This is a genomic window from Enterobacter sp. 940_PEND (assembly GCF_001059415.1).
Lineage (GTDB): Bacteria > Pseudomonadota > Gammaproteobacteria > Enterobacterales > Enterobacteriaceae > Enterobacter > Enterobacter cloacae_M.
The window spans coordinates 1-15,184 of sequence record NZ_JUMS01000016.1 but is presented as its reverse complement, the minus strand read 5'-3'; the positions used below and the strand labels follow the sequence as shown (position 1 = coordinate 15,184).

11 protein-coding genes and 1 pseudogene are annotated in these 15,184 nt (G+C 52.6%); 3 read left to right on the top strand and 9 right to left on the bottom strand.

Features of this window, described 5'->3' with window-relative positions:
- Positions 1 to 311 precede the first annotated feature (311 nt).
- The 3 genes from ADJ24_RS03655 to ADJ24_RS03645 all read left to right on the top strand — a co-directional run bounded on the left by ADJ24_RS03655 (position 312) and on the right by ADJ24_RS03645 (position 2,659).
- Entirely contained in the window at positions 312 to 1,853 is a 1,542-nt protein-coding gene (locus tag ADJ24_RS03655; protein WP_023309969.1) for a sensor domain-containing diguanylate cyclase, read from the top strand.
- A gap of 180 nt (positions 1,854 to 2,033) precedes the next feature.
- Positions 2,034 to 2,342: a PTS sugar transporter subunit IIB gene (locus ADJ24_RS03650; RefSeq protein WP_010425948.1), complete on the top strand. Its 309-nt coding sequence runs from the start codon at positions 2,034 to 2,036 to the stop codon at positions 2,340 to 2,342.
- The gene (locus ADJ24_RS03645) at positions 2,342 to 2,659 is read left to right on the top strand and encodes a PTS lactose/cellobiose transporter subunit IIA (protein ID WP_003862327.1); all 318 of its coding nucleotides are present in this window, start codon (positions 2,342 to 2,344) and stop codon (positions 2,657 to 2,659) included. The genes ADJ24_RS03650 and ADJ24_RS03645 overlap by 1 nt, the downstream gene beginning before the upstream one ends.
- A 58-nt stretch (positions 2,660 to 2,717) precedes the next feature.
- Here the strand turns inward: ADJ24_RS03645 and rpoC are convergent, their stop codons facing one another.
- The 9 genes and pseudogenes from rpoC to tuf form a co-directional block, all read right to left on the bottom strand.
- The gene (gene rpoC / locus ADJ24_RS03640; protein WP_023309968.1) at positions 2,718 to 6,941 is read right to left on the bottom strand and encodes a DNA-directed RNA polymerase subunit beta'; all 4,224 of its coding nucleotides are present in this window, start codon (positions 6,939 to 6,941) and stop codon (positions 2,718 to 2,720) included.
- A gap of 76 nt (positions 6,942 to 7,017) precedes the next feature.
- Positions 7,018 to 11,046, bottom strand: a complete 4,029-nt coding sequence (rpoB, locus tag ADJ24_RS03635) for a DNA-directed RNA polymerase subunit beta (protein WP_023309967.1) — start codon at positions 11,044 to 11,046, stop codon at positions 7,018 to 7,020.
- 319 nt (positions 11,047 to 11,365) lie between these two features.
- Positions 11,366 to 11,731 carry a 50S ribosomal protein L7/L12 gene (gene rplL, locus ADJ24_RS03630; protein ID WP_002445276.1) on the bottom strand — a complete coding sequence of 122 codons (366 nt, stop codon included), beginning with the start codon at positions 11,729 to 11,731 and terminating at the stop codon, positions 11,366 to 11,368.
- Between the two features lie 66 nt (positions 11,732 to 11,797).
- Positions 11,798 to 12,295, bottom strand: coding sequence for a 50S ribosomal protein L10 (rplJ, locus tag ADJ24_RS03625; protein ID WP_003862338.1), 498 nt, complete (start codon positions 12,293 to 12,295; stop codon positions 11,798 to 11,800).
- 291 nt (positions 12,296 to 12,586) lie between these two features.
- Positions 12,587 to 13,291 (bottom strand): 50S ribosomal protein L1, encoded by a 705-nt coding sequence (gene rplA, locus ADJ24_RS03620; protein ID WP_006810530.1) that lies wholly within the window; start codon positions 13,289 to 13,291, stop codon positions 12,587 to 12,589.
- Positions 13,292 to 13,294: 3 nt separating this feature from the next.
- On the bottom strand, positions 13,295 to 13,723 hold the full coding sequence (gene rplK / locus ADJ24_RS03615) for a 50S ribosomal protein L11 (protein WP_008503452.1): 429 nt from the start codon (positions 13,721 to 13,723) through the stop codon (positions 13,295 to 13,297).
- Positions 13,724 to 13,878: 155 nt separating this feature from the next.
- Positions 13,879 to 14,424 carry a transcription termination/antitermination protein NusG gene (nusG, locus tag ADJ24_RS03610; RefSeq protein ID WP_002438628.1) on the bottom strand — a complete coding sequence of 182 codons (546 nt, stop codon included), beginning with the start codon at positions 14,422 to 14,424 and terminating at the stop codon, positions 13,879 to 13,881.
- A gap of 1 nt (position 14,425) precedes the next feature.
- Complete coding sequence (gene secE / locus ADJ24_RS03605) at positions 14,426 to 14,809, bottom strand: preprotein translocase subunit SecE (RefSeq protein ID WP_014068449.1); 384 nt, start codon at positions 14,807 to 14,809, stop codon at positions 14,426 to 14,428.
- A 225-nt stretch (positions 14,810 to 15,034) separates the two neighbouring features.
- Positions 15,035 to 15,184: pseudogene (tuf, locus tag ADJ24_RS23850) on the bottom strand (elongation factor Tu); the annotation flags it as partial.

Genomic DNA, 15,184 nt, shown 5'->3' with positions numbered 1-15,184 from the left:
AAAATTGTCGAGGCGCTACGAAAAGGCAAAACCGGGTGGTTGTCAGCGATCGTCCGGTTTTTTATTGTCACACGGTCAGCAACGGATGCTGACCAGGGCGAAAAGCTTCTTCCTCGTTTCGCCCTGCCTCTGGTTCATTGCACAAACGGCTCCTGACAAGTTGAATAAGTATTTTCTTAATGGTTCTTAAGATAAATCATCCCACCAGAAATCGTGTGCCGTATAATTCACCGCTAACCGCAGGACAGCGACTATGCTGAGAGGATATCGGCAGACGAAAAGTATTCACCATCAGGAACGATGTACAGCTCATGGCACTTCACAGCAAAAAGCTCTCTTTTACCCGGCCAATCATGCTCAGCTTTGCGGGGATCCTCTGCAGTTTTGCGGTGATCGCGATCGCGGTAACGCTTTCGCAACGAAAGGATTTTCTTGAGGATTATCATCAGATCAACAGCAATTTCACGCACAACCTGGCGGTGAACTACACCGAATCTATCCTGCGTGAAAACGACTATATCCTGGGCCGTTCCGCGATGTACTTTGCCCGCGACGACAGGCTCAACGAGACGCTCAACGTCAACCCGACGCAGGGGCTGCAGATGATGATGCATTTGCAGAACCTGATGCCGACCGTCTCCTCCATCTCGCTGGCGGACACGCAGGGGCATTATCTTCGCGCGCCGGAAGTGCTCCCCACGGAGACGAGTAAAACCTTCGATCCCCGGACACGCCCGTGGTTCGTCGCTCAGGCGGAAGCCAGTATCTTCAGTCACTATACCCGTCCCTATATGGACTACTTCACTGGCCATCCGACTGTGACACTCTATAAACCTTTGATTTCGCCTGAAGGGAGACTGAAGGGAACGCTCGCTTTCCATCTCGATTTGACGTCTATGGGCTTCACCCTGCGCCAGATGGTGGCGCCCGTTCAGGGGGAATTCTTCGTCGTCGAACGCGACGGCGCCGTTGTGCTGCATCCGGATACCGGCGCGCTGTTCAAACAGTACGTGAGCGAAGCGCTGATGGACAAAATGACCAGCGGCGAAGGCCACCTTTACGACAAGAAAAGCAACGCCTGGTATTACTACTACTCATTTACCAATCCGGACTGGTTTGTCATCTACCGAGTCTCTGGTGAGACGCTCACCGATATCACCCGCCACGAAACGACGATCGTTGGCTGGGGGTTTGCGCTGGCCGCCATCATCATCATCCTCTTCGGCTTATACCTCCGCCATGCCTCGCGTACCGTGCTGATGCACATTATCAATGCCATCAAAACTGGCGATGTTAGCGAGGCGCCGCGCCTGGAAGCGATGCTGAGCCACACGATTCAGTCCAACAAAGAGCGTGAAATGGCGTATGTTCGCCAGGCCACTCACGATGCGCTGACGGGCTGTAAAAACCGCCGCGCGTTCGACAGCGATGTCGCGGAGCTGCTGAATGCCCAGCAGCCTTTCGCGATGGCGCTGGTAGACATTGATAACTTCAAGTCGATTAACGACACGCTGGGCCACCTGACCGGTGATATTGTTCTGCGCAACGTGGCCCGCGAAGGGATCCAGATCATGCAGCCACATCACGTCTCGCTTTACCGGTACGGTGGAGAAGAGTTTGCGGTAATTTTCCAGGCTGAGCAGATGACGTCTGCGCTCTCATTGCTGGAAGCCTGGCGTACCGCAGTTGAAAAACGCGTCTGGCGAGAAGAAAACCTGCGGGTTACGTTCAGCGGCGGTCTTGGGGAGTGGCATTTTGAACCGCTGGAGCAATTTGTCGGAAGCGTTGATAACGCCCTCTACAGCGCCAAACAGCAGGGCAAAAACCGCATTAACCGAACGTCCATCAGCTAATCCTCCCTCTTTCACCCTGCCCGATTCCACGGGCCGGGTACCCGACAATGCAAAATTGTAACCGGTTTCAGAAAATCACCGGTTTCTTTGTGATGCCTGACACACAATCATGGTAAAGCGGTTGTTGAAGCGCTCTGCACGGGATAATTATCAATAAACACATGTAGATCGAGGCTGATTATGAAGAACATTGTTTTATGCTGTGCAGCGGGAATGTCAACCAGCATGCTGGTTCAACGTATGAAAGACGCCGCTCAGAAAAAAGGGGTTGAAGTCACCATTAAAGCCGTTCCGGTTGCGGAGTTTAAAGACAACATCGCGACGGCCGACATCGTATTGCTGGGGCCACAGGTTAAATACGAGCAGGCTAAACTCCAGGCGCAGGCCGACCCGTTGGGTAAAAAGGTCGCGGTGATCGACATGATGGATTACGGCATGATGAAAGGTGATGCCGTACTGGAAAAAGCGCTCAAACTTCTGGAGTCATAATGGAAGACTTAGAAACCACGATTATGGAACTGCTGGTCAACGCGGGCGCGGCGCGCAGTGCAGCCCTGACGGCGTTGCAGATGGCGCGTAAAGGTGATTTTGACGAAGCTGAAAAAGCGATGGAAGAGTCGCGTGAATATGTGAAGCATGCGCACACTATACAGACGCAGCTTATCGGTCTTGATGAGGGGACCGGGAAGCTTCCGGTTAACCTGATCACCGTCCACTCGCAGGATCACCTGATGAACGCCATGGTCATTCAGGATCTGGCGGGCGATATGATTGAGCTTTATCGTCGGATCCCGTTGGTGAATTGAATACATGCAGATGTAAAAAAACCCGCCGAGGCGGGTTTTTTATTTACGGCATCAACGATTACTCGTTGTCGGAACCGCCCAGACCTGCGTTCAGCAGTTCTGCCAGGCTCGCGGATGCATCTTCAGCAGTCACCTGCGGTGCAGCTGGCAGTTCGCCCGCAGCACGACGACGCATACGATCCTGATGGTACGCATAACCGGTACCCGCCGGGATCAGACGACCCACGATGACGTTCTCTTTCAGACCGCGCAGTTCATCACGTTTACCTGCAACAGCGGCTTCGGTCAGGACACGAGTCGTTTCCTGGAACGATGCTGCAGAGATGAAGGACTCGGTTGCCAGAGACGCTTTGGTGATACCCAGCAGATCGCGCGAGAAGGTCGCACCGATTTTGCCGTTCGCTTCCAGTTCGCGGTTAGCGATCTTGACGCGTGAGTATTCAACCTGCTCGCCTTCCAGGAACTCGGAGCTGCCTGCGTTTTCGATGGTTGCTTTACGCAGCATCTGACGAACGATAACTTCGATGTGCTTATCGTTAATCTTAACGCCCTGCAGACGGTAAACGTCCTGTACTTCGTTGGTGATGTAACGCGTTACCGCGTGTACGCCACGAAGACGCAGAATGTCGTGCGGAGCTTCTGGACCATCGGAAACCACGTCACCACGTTCTACACGTTCACCTTCGAACACGTTGAGCTGACGCCACTTAGGAATCATCTCTTCGTACGGTTCGCTGCCATCTACTGGAGTGATAACCAGACGGCGCTTCCCTTTGGTCTCTTTACCGAAGGAGATGATACCGCTGATTTCAGCCAGGATTGCAGGCTCTTTCGGACGACGTGCTTCGAACAGGTCCGCAACGCGTGGCAGACCACCGGTGATGTCCTTGGTACCGCTGGATTCCTGTGGAATACGCGCCAGAGCATCACCCGCACCGATCTGAATGCCATCTTCCAGCTGAACGATCGCTTTACCCGGCAGGAAGTACTGCGCAGGCATGTCGGTACCAGGGATCAGAACGTCGTTACCCTGAGCATCAACGATTTTCAGTGCAGGACGCAGATCTTTACCACCGGTAGTACGTTCAGCAGAATCCAGAACCACCAGAGAAGACAGACCGGTCAGCTCGTCGGTCTGACGAGTAATGGTCTGGCCGTCGATCATGTCAGTGAAGCGGATGAAACCACTCACTTCGGTGATAACCGGCATGGTGTGTGGATCCCAGTTTGCAACGGTTTCACCGCCGGCAACCTGCTCGCCATCACCTTTCGCCATAACCGCACCGTAAGGCACTTTATAGCTCTCTTTGGTACGACCGAATTCGTCGATCAGCTTCAGCTCGGTGTTACGGGAGGTCACAACCAGCTTGCCAGCGGAGTTAACAACAGACTTCGCGTTGCTGAGCTTGATGCTACCTTTGTTTTTCACCTGGATGCTGGATTCAGCAGCCGCACGAGATGCCGCACCACCGATGTGGAACGTACGCATCGTCAGCTGTGTACCCGGCTCACCGATGGACTGTGCCGCGATAACGCCGATTGCTTCACCTTTGTTGATGATGTGGCCACGCGCCAGGTCACGACCGTAGCAGTGCGCACATACACCAAAGTCGGTGTCACAGGATACAACGGAACGTACTTTCACGGAGTCAACAGAGTTCGCTTCCAGCAGGTCACACCAGTGCTCGTGCAGCAGCGTGTTGCGTGGAACCAGGATGTCTGCAGTACCCGGCTTCAGAATGTCTTCCGCGGTTACACGACCCAGAACGCGATCGCGCAGTGGCTCTTTAACATCACCACCCTCGATAACCGGGGTCATGGTGATACCTTCGAGGGTGCCACAATCGTCTTCGGTCACAACCAGATCCTGCGCAACGTCAACCAGACGACGCGTCAGATAACCGGAGTTCGCTGTTTTCAGTGCGGTATCCGCCAGACCCTTACGAGCACCGTGGGTGGAGATGAAGTACTGGAGTACGTTCAGACCTTCACGGAAGTTCGCGGTGATTGGCGTTTCGATGATGGAGCCATCTGGCTTCGCCATCAGACCACGCATACCTGCCAGCTGACGAATCTGTGCTGCGGAACCACGCGCACCGGAGTCGGCCATCATGTAGATGCTGTTGAAGGAAACCTGCTGCTCTTCTACGCCGTCACGGTTAATCACGGTTTCGGTCTGCAGGTTATCCATCATCGCCTTGGATACACGATCGTTCGCTGCAGCCCAGATATCGATAACTTTGTTATAGCGTTCGCCCGCGGTAACCAGACCGGACTGGAACTGCTCCTGGATCTCAGCAACTTCGGCTTCCGCTTCAGAGATGATCTCGTGTTTCTTCTCTGGGATGACCATGTCATCGATACCAACAGATGCACCTGAACGCGCTGCATAAGCAAAGCCGGTATACATTGTCTGGTCAGCGAAGATAACGGTCGGCTTCAGACCCAGAATGCGGTAACAGGTGTTCAGCATTTTGGAGATCGCTTTCTTACCCAGCGCCTGGTTGACGATGGAGAAAGGCAGACCTTTCGGTACGATCATCCACAGAATGGCACGGCCAACGGTCGTGTCTTTCAGGCTGGTTTTCGCAACGAATTCGCCGTTTTCATCTTTTTCGTATTCGGTGATACGCACTTTAACGCGCGCATGCAGAGAGGCCAGGCCAGCGCGATAAATACGCTCAGCTTCTTTCGGGCCAGTCAGCACCATGCCTTCGCCTTTGGCGTTAACACAGTCACGGGTCATGTAGTACAGACCCAATACAACGTCCTGAGAAGGAACGATAATTGGTTCACCGTTCGCTGGGGACAGGATGTTGTTAGTAGACATCATCAGCGCACGCGCTTCGAGCTGGGCTTCCAGCGTCAGCGGTACGTGAACAGCCATCTGGTCACCATCGAAGTCGGCGTTATATGCCGCACATACCAGCGGGTGCAGCTGGATAGCTTTACCTTCGATCAGGACTGGCTCAAATGCCTGGATACCCAGACGGTGCAGTGTTGGTGCACGGTTCAGCAGTACCGGGTGTTCGCGGATAACTTCGTCCAGGATATCCCAAACGACAGCTTCTTCACGCTCAACCATTTTCTTAGCGGCTTTGATGGTGGTGGCGAGGCCACGCAGTTCCAGCTTGCCGTAGATGAACGGTTTGAACAGCTCCAGTGCCATTTTCTTCGGCAGACCGCACTGATGCAGACGCAGGTATGGACCTACGGTGATTACAGAACGACCGGAGTAGTCAACACGCTTACCGAGCAGGTTCTGACGGAAACGACCCTGTTTACCTTTGATCATGTCGGCCAAAGATTTCAGAGGACGCTTGTTAGAACCGGTGATCGCACGACCGCGACGACCGTTATCCAGCAGGGCATCTACCGCTTCCTGCAGCATACGTTTTTCGTTGCGTACGATGATGTCCGGCGCAGCCAGATCCAGCAGACGTTTCAGACGGTTGTTACGGTTGATAACGCGACGATACAGATCGTTCAGATCGGACGTTGCGAAACGACCACCATCCAGCGGAACCAGTGGACGCAGATCTGGCGGCAGAACCGGCAGAACGGTCAGGATCATCCACTCTGGTTTGTTACCAGACTGAACGAACGCTTCCAGCAGTTTGATACGCTTGGTCAGCTTTTTACGTTTGGTTTCGGAGTTGGTTTCGTTCAGCTCTTCACGCAGCTGCTCGCACTCTTGCTCCAGATCCATGCTCTTCAGCAGGGCCTGAATAGCTTCCGCACCCATCTTCGCATCGAATTCGTCACCGAACTCTTCCAGCGCGTCCAGATACTGCTCTTCAGTCAGGATCTGATGACGTTCCAGGTTCGTCATCCCGCCTTCGATAACCACATAAGATTCGAAGTACAGAACGCGTTCGATATCGCGCAGCGGCATATCCAGCAGCAGACCGATACGGGACGGCAGAGATTTCAGGAACCAGATGTGAGCGGTCGGAGACGCCAGCTCGATGTGGCCCATGCGCTCACGACGCACTTTGGTCTGGGTCACTTCAACGCCGCACTTCTCACAGATCACACCACGGTGTTTCAGGCGCTTGTACTTACCGCACAGGCACTCGTAATCTTTTACTGGCCCGAAAATACGCGCACAGAAAAGGCCGTCACGCTCAGGTTTGAACGTACGGTAGTTGATGGTTTCCGGCTTTTTAACTTCACCGAATGACCATGAACGGATCATGTCTGGCGAAGCCAGAGCAATTTTGATCGCATCAAACTCTTCGGTTTTAGTCTGCGCTTTCAGAAACTTTAATAAATCTTTCACGGATTTGCTCCCGTCGGAGTTAGCACAATCTGGTGCCGGGGGTTAACCCGGCACCAGTGACCTGTTTGAGCGAGAATTACTCGTCTTCCAGTTCGATGTTGATACCCAGCGAACGAATCTCTTTCAACAGTACGTTGAAGGATTCTGGCATGCCCGGTTCCATCTGATGGTTGCCGTCCACGATGTTTTTATACATCTTGGTACGACCGTTCACGTCATCAGACTTAACGGTGAGCATTTCCTGCAGGGTGTATGCCGCGCCGTATGCTTCCAGCGCCCACACTTCCATCTCCCCGAAGCGCTGACCACCGAACTGTGCCTTACCACCCAGCGGCTGCTGAGTAACCAGGCTGTAAGAACCGGTAGAACGAGCGTGCATCTTGTCGTCGACCAGGTGGTTCAGTTTCAGCATGTACATGTAACCTACGGTTACCGGACGCTCGAACTGTTCACCGGTACGGCCGTCAAACAGCGTAATCTGACCAGACGTTGGCAGACCACCCAGTTGCAGCAGCTCTTTAATTTCAGCTTCTTTCGCACCATCGAAGACCGGCGTTGCGATTGGCATACCTTTTTTCAGGTTCTCAGCCAGGCGCATCACTTCTTCATCACTGAAGGTATTCAGGTCGACTTTCTGACGAACGTCGGTACCCAGATCGTAGGCACGCTGGATGAATTCGCGCAGTTTCGCGACTTCTTCCTGCTGCTTCAGCATGGCGTTAATCTTGTCGCCGATACCTTTCGCAGCCATACCCAGGTGAGTTTCCAGGATCTGACCGATGTTCATACGAGACGGTACGCCCAGCGGGTTCAGTACGATATCTACCGGCGTACCGTTAGCATCGTGCGGCATATCTTCGATCGGGTTGATCTTAGAGATAACACCCTTGTTACCGTGACGACCTGCCATCTTATCACCAGGCTGGATCTGACGTTTAACGGCCAGATACACCTTAACAATCTTCAGCACGCCTGGTGCCAGATCGTCGCCCTGAGTGATTTTGCGGCGTTTCGCTTCGAGTTTTTTCTCGAACTCGTGTTTCAGTTCGTCATACTGCTCAGCCAGCTGTTCCAGCTGATTTTGTTTCTCTTCGTCGGTCAGGCCCAGTTCCAGCCAGCGATCGCGTGGCAGTTTGTCGAGCTTCTCAGCTTCAACGCCACCGGCAACCAGCACCGCATAGATACGGCTGAACAGACCCGCTTCGAGGATCTGCAGTTCTTCAGACAGGTCTTTCTTAGCCTGTTTGAGCTGCATCTCTTCGATTTCCAGCGCACGCTTATCTTTTTCAACGCCGTCACGGGTGAAGACCTGAACGTCGATAACCGTACCGGAAACACCGTTTGGTACGCGCAGAGAAGAGTCCTTAACGTCAGACGCTTTCTCACCGAAGATTGCACGCAGCAGTTTCTCTTCTGGCGTCAGCTGGGTTTCACCTTTAGGCGTAACCTTACCAACCAGAATGTCGCCGCCGGTCACTTCAGCACCGATGTAAACGATACCGGATTCATCCAGTTTGGAGAGCGCAGCTTCACCCACGTTAGGGATGTCAGCGGTGATCTCTTCTGGCCCCAGCTTGGTGTCACGGGACACACATGCCAGCTCCTGAATATGGATGGTGGTGAAACGATCTTCCTGAACCACACGCTCGGAGACGAGGATGGAGTCTTCGAAGTTATAACCATTCCACGGCATGAACGCTACGCGCATGTTCTGACCAAGCGCCAGTTCACCGAGGTCGGTGGACGGACCGTCTGCCAGCACGTCGCCGCGCTCAACTGGCTCACCCAGAGATACGCAAGGCATCTGGTTGATGCAGGTGTTCTGGTTAGAACGGGTGTATTTGGTCAGGTTATAAATGTCGATACCTGCTTCGCCCGGATACATCTCGTCTTCGTTAACTTTGATAACGATACGGGATGCATCGACGTACTGAACAGTACCGCCACGTTTAGCAACTGCAGTAACACCGGAGTCAACGGCAACAGCACGTTCCATACCGGTACCAACCAGCGGCTTATCAGCGCGCAGAGTTGGAACGGCCTGACGTTGCATGTTCGCACCCATCAATGCACGGTTGGCGTCATCGTGTTCCAGGAACGGGATCAGGGACGCACCGACGGATACCACCTGCTGGGTGGATACGTCCATGTAGTCAACCTGGTCGCGGCTGAACAAGCTGGATTCGCCTTTGCTACGGCAGGTAACCAGATCTTCTACAAAGTGGCCTTCGTCATCCAGGTTGGAGTTCGCCTGAGCGATAACGTAGTTGCCTTCTTCGATAGCAGACAGGTAGTGAATTTCGTCGGTTACAACACCGTCGGTCACTTTACGGTACGGGGTCTCGAGGAAACCGTATTCGTTAGTCTGTGCGTACACGGACAGGGAGTTGATCAGACCGATGTTTGGACCTTCAGGCGTTTCGATTGGACATACGCGACCGTAGTGCGTCGGGTGTACGTCTCGAACTTCAAAGCCTGCGCGTTCACGGGTCAGACCGCCTGGGCCGAGTGCAGAGATACGACGTTTGTGCGTAATCTCAGACAGCGGGTTGTTCTGGTCCATGAACTGAGACAGCTGGCTTGAACCGAAGAACTCTTTCACTGCTGCAGAAATCGGCTTGGCGTTGATCATATCCTGAGGCATCAGGGTATCCAGATCGCCGAGAGACAGACGCTCTTTCACCGCACGTTCTACACGTACCAGGCCAACGCGGAATTGGTTTTCCGCCATTTCGCCTACGGAACGGATACGACGGTTGCCGAGGTGGTCAATATCGTCCACTTCGCCTTTACCGTTACGGATATCGATGAGCTTCTTCATCACTTCGATGATGTCGTCTTTGCTCAGGATACCGGAACCTTCGATTTCGTCGCGCAGCAGAGAACGGTTGAACTTCATGCGACCAACCGCGGACAGATCGTAGCGGTCTTCGGAGAAGAACAGGTTCTCGAACAGGCTTTCCGCCGCTTCGCGAGTTGGTGGCTCACCAGGGCGCATCATGCGGTAGATTTCTACCAGCGCGCTCAGACGATCGGTGGTTGGGTCGACGCGAATAGTCTCAGAGATATACGCGCCGTGGTCCAGATCGTTGGTGAACAGCGTTTCGATACGTTTGTGACCAGATTGGCTCAGCTTAGCCAGCAGATCCAGGCTCAGCTCCATGTTCGCTGGGCAGATCAGCTCACCCGTTGACTCGTCAACGTAATCTTTCGCGGCTACTTTTCCTGCAATGTACTCAACCGGAACTTCGATGAGTTTGATATCATCTTTTTCCAGCTGGCGGATGTGGCGCGCGGTGATACGGCGACCTTTTTCCACATACACTTTGCCGTCGGCTTCGATGTCGAACGACGCGGTCTCGCCACGCAGACGTTCCGGCACCAGCTCCATCTGCAGCTTGTTGTCGCGGATTTCAAAGATCACTTTCTCAAAGAACAGGTCCAGGATCTGTTCAGTGGTGTATTGCAGCGCACGCAGAATGATGGTTGCAGGCAGCTTACGACGGCGGTCGATACGGACAAAAAGGTTGTCTTTCGGATCGAACTCGAAGTCCAGCCATGAACCACGGTAAGGAATGATGCGTGCGTTATACAGTACTTTACCGGAAGAGTGTGTTTTACCTTTATCGCTGTCGAAGAAGACGCCCGGGCTACGGTGCAGCTGGGAAACGATAACACGCTCAGTACCGTTGATTACGAAAGTACCGTTGTCTGTCATGAGTGGAATTTCACCCATGTAGACTTCTTGTTCTTTAATGTCTTTTACGGTGCCTTCCGGCGCTTCGCGCTCGTAGATCACCAGACGCAGTTTTACGCGCAGCGGTGCGGAATAGGTCACGCCACGGATCTGACATTCCTGAACGTCAAACACCGGTTCGCCAAGGCGGTAGCTGACGTACTGCAGCTCGGAGTTACCGCTGTAGCTCTGAATCGGGAACACGGAGCGGAAGGCTGCTTCCAGACCGTACTGCCCTTCAGGATCTTGCTCGATAAACTTCTGGAACGAGTCAAGCTGGATAGAAAGGAGATATGGAATGTCCAGAACTTGTGGACGTTTACCAAAATCCTTACGAATACGTTTTTTCTCGGTATAGGAGTAAACCATAGGGTTCCTCAGCTCGCTGACAAGTCGACCCATCTGTCCGACGAAGGGACAGTTTGTGCAACACCATTTTGTGGACCGGAAAATTGAATACTTTCCGCAATACCTGTTGCTATCACGCTTAAATCATTTCGTCGCGATTTACACAGAGCGAGCACCCTGTCGCAATATATTAAGTCGTCGATAGAAACATGCATTGTCAGGACAATCAGCAGTCAAACAGTGTGAAATGCTACTGATGCCTTACAGCGCAAAAAGGCTGGTGACTAAAAAGTCACCAGCCATCAGCCTAATTACTTAGGCTGCAACCAGAAAAGTTGGCTTATTTAACTTCAACTTCAGCGCCAGCTTCTTCCAGAGATTTTTTCAGTGCTTCTGCGTCGTCTTTGCTCACGCCTTCTTTCAGCGCAGCTGGAGCAGATTCTACCAGGTCTTTAGCTTCTTTCAGACCCAGGCCAGTTGCGCCACGTACTGCTTTGATAACAGCAACTTTGTTAGCGCCAGCAGCTTTCAGAATTACGTCGAATTCAGTTTTTTCTTCAGCAGCTTCAGCCGGGCCCGCAGCTACAGCTACAGCAGCAGCAGCAGAAACACCGAATTTTTCTTCCATTGCAGAAACCAGCTCTACAACGTCCATTACGGACATAGCTGCTACTGCTTCAATGATTTGATCTTTAGTGATAGACATTTAAATTGTTCCTGAAAATCAGAATAAGTTTATACGTAAGCAAATGCTTTATAAAGATAACTGCGATTAAGCAGCTTCTTTCGCATCGCGTACAGCAGCCAGAGTGCGAACCAGTTTGCCAGCCGCAGCTTCTTTCATGGTTGCCATCAGGCGTGCAATTGCTTCTTCGTAGGTCGGCAGGGTTGCCAGGCGATCGATTTGCGATGCCGGGATCAACTCACCTTCAAAGGCTGCAGCTTTGACCTCAAATTTTGCATTCGCTTTCGCGAACTCTTTGAACAGACGAGCAGCAGCGCCCGGGTGTTCCATAGAGTATGCAATCAGGGTCGGACCAACAAACGTGTCTTTCAGGCACTCGAACTGAGTACCTTCAACTACGCGGCGCAGCAGGGTGTTACGAACAACACGCATGTATACGCCAGCTTCACGACCTGCTTTACGCAGTTCAGTCATTTTGTCTACAGTAACGCCACGGGAATCCGCAACTACTGCAGACAGCGCGCCTTTGGCTACTTCGCTGACTTCAGCAACAATCGCTTGTTTGTCTTGAAGATTTAAAGCCATTAGCTTTGCTCCTGGATGTTTGCCGGAACTCATGTTCCGGAACTCACTTCACTCTCCCCAACGGAAAGAGCGTCTTAATACGGTGAGCAGAAACAAGCCAGAGTATCCAAAAATAATCTTAGCGTTCTGTCACCGTCTACGCAGGGGATTAAGTCTCTTGCGAAACACCTGCGGTCTTCGACGGAGGCCTGGATTAGGCCAGGCTCCAACGAACAAATCTTTTAGCCGCTAACTTTCGTTAGCAAACGTGGGGGTAAGATTGTAGACAAAATCACCGCCCACGTAAAGGCATTAGTTTGCAGCAGCGCTCAGGCCAGCCTGGTCAACTGCAACACCTGCACCCATGGTGGTGGAGATGCTAACTTTCTTGATGTACACGCCTTTCGCCTGAGTTGGTTTTGCTTTTTTCAGCGCAACCAGCAGAGCTTCCAGGTTTTCTTTCAGTTTGTCAGCGTCAAAGTCCACTTTACCGATGGTGGTGTGGATGATGCCGTTTTTGTCGTTACGATAACGAACCTGACCTGCTTTAGCGTTCTTAACCGCTTCAGCAACGTTAGGAGTTACAGTACCCACTTTCGGGTTTGGCATCAGGCCGCGTGGACCCAGAACCTGGCCCAGCTGGCCAACAACGCGCATTGCATCTGGAGAAGCAATAACAACGTCAAAGTTCATTTCGCCTTTCTTGATCTGATCAGCCAGATCTTCCATACCTACCAGTTCAGCGCCGGCAGCTTTAGCAGCTTCAGCGTTTGCACCCTGAGCAAATACAGCTACGCGAACGGAACGGCCAGTACCGTGTGGCAGTACAGTTGCGCCACGAACGTTCTGATCGGATTTACGCGCGTCGATGCCGAGGTTAACGGCAACGTCAACGCTTTCAACGAACTTAGCAGTTGCCAGTTCTTTCAGCAGAGCGATAGCTTCGTTGATGTCGTACTGTTTGGTCGCATCAACTTTGTCACGGATCACGGACATGCGCTTGGTCAGTTTAGCCATTTCTTAGTCCTCCACTACCAGGCCCATGGAACGTGCAGTACCTTCGATTGAGCGAGTCATCGCTTCAATGTCGGCACCAGTCATGTCGGCAGCTTTGGTCTGCGCGATTTCCTGCAGCTGAGCGCGGGAAATTTTACCCACTTTGTCTTTGTTCGGTTTACCGGAACCAGACTTGATACCAGCCGCTTTCTTCAGCAGAACAGCTGCTGGAGGGGTTTTGGTAACGAAAGTGAAAGAACGGTCAGCGTAAACAGTGATTACGACTGGGATTGGCAGACCTTTTTCCAGGGATTCGGTTTTGGCGTTGAACGCTTTACAGAATTCCATGATGTTCACACCCTGCTGACCCAGAGCTGGACCAACTGGTGGACTTGGGTTCGCCATACCAGCTGCAACCTGCAGCTTGACGTAGGCTTGTACTTTCTTAGCCATTCTAAAATCCTCTGATTGGGTGATAGCGCCTCAGGGAGGCTCCCCGTGAATAAAATTCGTTTTACGGGCCGGGCCCATAAAAACAAAAGGCGCGAAATTGTATTCCAATCTCGCGCCCTGTGCAACGATTAAATCGCCGCTTTTTTGATCGCTGCTTAGGCTTTTTCGACCTGCGCAAAGTCCAGTTCTACCGGGGTCGCACGACCGAAGATAGAAACGGAAACTTTCAGGCGGGACTTCTCGTAGTCCACTTCTTCAACCACACCGTTAAAGTCAGCAAACGGACCGTCGCTAACACGAACCATTTCACCCGGTTCAAACAGCGTTTTCGGACGCGGCTTATCACCCACCTGCTGCAGGCGGTTCATAATCGCATCAACTTCTTTGTCGCTGATTGGCGCCGGACGGTCAGACGTGCCGCCGATAAAGCCCATCACGCGCGGTACGCTGCGCACCAGGTGCCAGCTCGCGTCGTTCATCACCATCTGAACCAGCACGTAACCCGGGAAGAATTTACGCTCGCTTTTGCGACGTTGGCCGCCACGGATCTCAACCACTTCTTCGGTCGGAACCATAACTTCGCCAAATAACTCTTCCATGTTGTGTAATTTGATATGCTCACGCAGCGACGTTGCTACGCGGCCTTCAAAACCGGAAAACGCCTGAACGACGTACCAACGCTTTTTAGGGGCTTCAGACATCTTAGAACCTCAGGCCAGTAATAAAGGAAACCAGGCGAACCAGAATACCATCCAGTCCCCACAGGATCAGTGACATTACCGCAGTCACTGCAGCCACGATCAGCGTGGTGTGCAATGTTTCCTGGCGAGTCGGCCAAATGACTTTGCGGACTTCGGTACGTGCTTCGCGAGCGAAAGCAACGGTTGCTTTACCTTTAGTCGTCAACAGCGCGACACCGCCCGCTGCAGCAATCAGAATCACCACTGCCAGCGCGCGGAGCGGCAGCATCATGTCACGATAAAGATAGTTGCCAACGATTGCCACAATCAGCAGCACGGCAACAGCGACCCACTTCATCGCTTCCAGGCCGCGCCCGCTCCCTTGAGCTTCGGTATTCGCACTCATAAACCAACCTGTCAGAAGAATTCTACAAATAATTTCACCCCGCGATTGCGAGGCGAGCCAAATCGAAATAATCCCTTTATGGATTATACGCTCTCTGCAGAGCCTGTCTCAGCAATGATTATGACAAAAATAATCACTGATGAGCCAGGTTCTGATGTGAAAGCGTGCAAAAAGGGCATCAAATGATGCCCTTTTCATGCGCATTGCGTCAAATGTTATCAGCGATTAGCCGAGAACTTTAGCAACCACGCCCGCGCCAACGGTACGGCCACCTTCACGGATTGCGAAACGCAGACCGTCGTCCATCGCGATTGGGTGGATCAGAGTCACAACCATCTTGATGTTGTCGCCTGGCATTACCATCTCAACGCCTTC